Here is a 1,198-nt window from a genome sequence, read left to right on the forward strand (position 1 = left end):
GGCGCCCACGCGCGTCCGAAAGCCGATGCCCCGTGAGGTGCCCCTCACCTGGAACAAGAGGCGCAAGAATCACCGAAGGCCAGCAAAAAGAACCTGCGGGAGATCCCGTACCAAAACGGACCATCGCCGGGGTGAAGTGGGCGAATGCCTCCTAGCGGACCCCCGCGTTCGGGCCTCGCGAGAATGTGCCAGAGTTGCCACGTCCGCCCTGTCAGCACGTACCGTACGGCAACACAGGCGGACCAGGGTCTGTCGTTCGGATCATGCCGGCTTCGGGCAACGGTGCCGGATGATGGCCGGTGGACGGGGCGCGCAGCGAGCTCCGCCTCCAGGCGTGATCCGTAAGACAGGCCCTACGGTGGGGCAGCGGGAAGGGGCAGCCGGTTTGACCACGCACGCACCGCAGGCGGCGCAGGCCGTGACCCTGCCCGGCTCGCTCGACGAGGCCGTGGCGGCCCTCGCCGCCATGCCCTGGGCGGTTCCGGTGGCGGGCGGCACGGACCTCATGACCGCGGTCAACTCCGGGCAGCTCAGGCCCGCCGCACTGGTCGGGCTGGGCAGGATCAGCGAGATCCGCGGCTGGCAGTACCAGGACGGACACGCCCTGCTCGGCGCCGGANNCAACGCCGGCACCCTCGGCGGCAACATCGCGACGGCCGCCCCCACGGGGGACGCGCTGCCGGTGCTGGCCGCCCTGGAGGCCACGCTGGTCATCGCGGGTCCGGGCGGGGCCCGCCGTGAGATGCCCGTCTCCCATCTGCTGGCCGGCATGGAGATGCTGCGCCCCGGCGAACTGATCGGGTTCGTGCGCGTGCCGCTGCTGCACGCCCCCCAGGTCTTCCTGAAGGCCACCNNCCGTCGGCGCCATAGCGCCGATGCCGCTGCGCCCGCTGGACGCCGAGGCGTGGGTCGCCGGGCTGATCGACTGGGACGGCGAGCGCACCCTGGTCCCCGAGGCGTTGCAGGCCTTCGGCGAGTACGTCGCCGCCGCCTGCATCCCGGACCCGGCCCCCGAGGTCGACGGCTCCGTGCCGCCGCTTCCGCCCGCCGTACTGCACCTGCGGCGCACCGTCGCCGCGCTGGCCCGACGAGCACTGGGGAGGGCACTGTCGTGACCGACGACCAGCACGGAGAGGGCACCCCGCAGCAGGGGGGCCAGAGCGGCTGGGAGCGACTGCCGCAGGGCGACTACGACGAC

General features: G+C 72.8%; 1 protein-coding gene and 2 pseudogenes. All 3 read left to right on the forward strand.

What is annotated here, in order from left to right:
- Nucleotides 1-385 precede the first annotated feature (385 nt).
- A partial coding sequence (locus AOK23_RS49990; RefSeq protein WP_240496471.1) for an FAD binding domain-containing protein occupies nucleotides 386-619 on the forward strand: 234 nt, incomplete at its 3' end.
- A gap of 2 nt (nucleotides 620-621) precedes the next feature.
- Nucleotides 622-853 (forward strand): annotated as a pseudogene (locus tag AOK23_RS49995) (FAD binding domain-containing protein); the annotation flags it as partial.
- Nucleotides 854-855: 2 nt separating this feature from the next.
- Nucleotides 856-1,115 (forward strand): annotated as a pseudogene (locus AOK23_RS50000) (FAD binding domain-containing protein); the annotation flags it as partial.
- Between the last annotated feature and the right edge of the window lie 83 nt (nucleotides 1,116-1,198).

Origin of the sequence: Streptomyces torulosus (genome assembly GCF_001419765.1) — a bacterium.
Taxonomy (GTDB): Bacteria; Actinomycetota; Actinomycetes; order Streptomycetales; family Streptomycetaceae; genus Streptomyces; species Streptomyces torulosus.